The organism is Burkholderia sp. 3C (genome assembly GCF_054589155.1).
Genome location: NZ_BAAILN010000132.1, coordinates 55,500 through 57,694, shown reverse-complemented (window position 1 = coordinate 57,694; position 2,195 = coordinate 55,500). Strand labels below are relative to the sequence as shown.

General features: G+C 69.9%; 2 protein-coding genes. One reads left to right on the top strand and one right to left on the bottom strand.

The window, feature by feature from the left end; translation table 11 throughout:
- Positions 1–121 precede the first annotated feature (121 nt).
- Entirely contained in the window at positions 122–1,276 is a 1,155-nt protein-coding gene (gene tssA / locus ACYP33_RS26685; protein ID WP_459624548.1) for a type VI secretion system protein TssA, read from the top strand.
- Positions 1,277–1,380: 104 nt separating this feature from the next.
- On the opposite strand, the gene ACYP33_RS26680 is transcribed toward tssA, so the two are convergent.
- The coding region (locus tag ACYP33_RS26680; protein WP_459624547.1) for an OmpA family protein at positions 1,381–2,195 on the bottom strand (815 nt) is incomplete at its 5' end.

The following is a 2,195-nucleotide window of genomic DNA, read 5'->3' as shown; positions in this document are numbered from 1 at the left end:
CCGGCGAGTTCGAGTACACGGTTCAGTAAGCGTTTTTTCGCCGCGCGCGACGGCGCTGGTTTTCCCCGTTGGCCGTCGCGCGCCGTTTCATCGTTTCTCCAGTGTCACTGTCACGACGATCATGCCGATTCACGTCAATGCGCTCCTCGCGCCCCTCAGCGATGCCTCGCCCTGCGGCGAGGACATGCTGTTCTCGTCCGAATTCGATGCGATCCAGCACGCGCGCAAGTTCGACGATCCGTCGCTCGACCAGGGCGAATGGATCACCGAAATCAAGGAAGCCGATTGGGGCTTCGTGGTCGATCAGTCGGTCGAACTGCTCGGCACGCAGACCAAGGATTTGCGGCTGGCCGTCTGGCTGACCGAGGCGCTTGCGATCCAGGACGGCGTGGCCGGGCTGACGCAGGGCTACGAACTGCTGACGGGCCTGTGCGGCACCTGGTGGGAGCAGGTGCACCCGTTGCCGGAAGGCGACGACACCGAATACCGGCTCGGCAACGTGGGCTGGCTGTCGGGCCGCACCGCCGAGCTGCTGCGCGCGATTCCGCTCACCGACGGTTCGGGCAGCGCCTACACGGCGCTCGACTGGGACGTGGCGCAGCACGTCGCGCAGGCGGTGCGGCGCGACCCCGACAACGCGCACGAGATCGCCCGCAACAAGCCGTCCGTCGATCAGATCGAGGCGTCCAAGCGGATGACCTCGGTGGCGTTCTACGCGTCGCTGCTGGCGGGCCTGAGCGCGTTCGCGGTGGCGCTCGGCGCGCTCGACGACGAACTGGAGCGACGCGCCGGCAATGCCGCGCCGAGCTTCCGCCAGGCGCGCGACGCCTACGAATCGGTGCGCATGCTGGCCGAGCGCTTCGCGCGCGAGCAGGGCTACGCGCCCGACGCGCAGCCCGCCGCACCCGTGGCCCCGGCCGCCCCGCAGGCCGAGCGCGCCGAACCGTCCTTCAAGACCCCGCTCACCCCGGAGCCGACCGCACCGATGACCGCCCCGATGACCCACGCCGCCCCGCCCGTGTCCCCCGTCGCGGTTCCCGTGCCCACCGTGATCGCCGGCATCCAGAATCGCGCGCAGGCCGTCGAGCAACTGCGCGCGGTGGCCAAGTATTTCCGCGCCACCGAGCCGCACAGCCCGGTGGCCTACCTGGCCGACAAGGCCGCCGAATGGGCCGACATGCCGCTGCACCAGTGGCTGGCCTCGGTCGTCAAGGACGACGGCTCGCTCGCGCATATCCGCGAACTGCTTGGGCTGAAGCCGGACGAGAACAACTGACGGGACCACCCGAAGCCGGGCGCGGCGGCGCGCCCGAATGAAAAAACGGCGCCGGCGGGGATTCCCGTCGGCGCCGTTTTGCCTGGCGCGTGGCCGCCGTGCCGTTACTGGCTCACGCGGAACTCGATGCGACGGTTGCGGGCGCGCCCGTCGGCGGTGTCGTTCGAGGCGATCGGCTGGTCGGGGCCGACGCCGGTGGTGGTCAACTGCTGCGAGGCCACGCCCTTGGCGATCAGGTAGCCCTTCACGGCATCGGCGCGCGCCTGGCTCAACGCGATGTTCGAATCGCGGTTGCCGGAATTGTCCGTGTGGCCGATCACCGTGACCTGCCGGTTGCCGAGCTTGGCCATCGCGGCGGCCATCTGGTCGAGGATCAGGCGGCCTTGCGGCGTCAGCGTCGCGCTGCCGGTCTCGAACTCGATGGTGCGGTTGGCGAGCGTCTGGTCGAGGATGCCCTGTTCGGACGCGCTCACGCGCAGCGCGTTGCGGATCGTGTAGGTGGGGTTGAGCTGGTTCGCCATGTCGCTCGCGACCTGCTGGCGCTGCGCCTCGTTGTGCACCTCGCCCTTCACGTCGATCGCGGTGCCGTTGATCTTCAACTGGCCCTTGCTGATCTGCTTGAGTTGCGGGCCGATCAGCTTCTGCACGTTGGCGGCCCAGTTCGGCGGGGTGGTGACGTCGCCCACCTCGATCTGGTCGACCACGCTGCCGGCCCCGTAGGTGTCGCGCAGCTTTTGCAGCACGGCCGCCTTGGTGGCCTCGTCGGGCACCTTGCCGCCCACCACCACCTGGCCGGGCACGTTGTTGGCCGGCGCCGGGGCCGACACGGTCGCGCCGGTGCCGTTGCCGGTGGTCGCGCCGGCGCCCGCGCCGTTCGACACGTTGGTGCCGGTCAGCACCGTGCCGTTGCCCTGGGCCG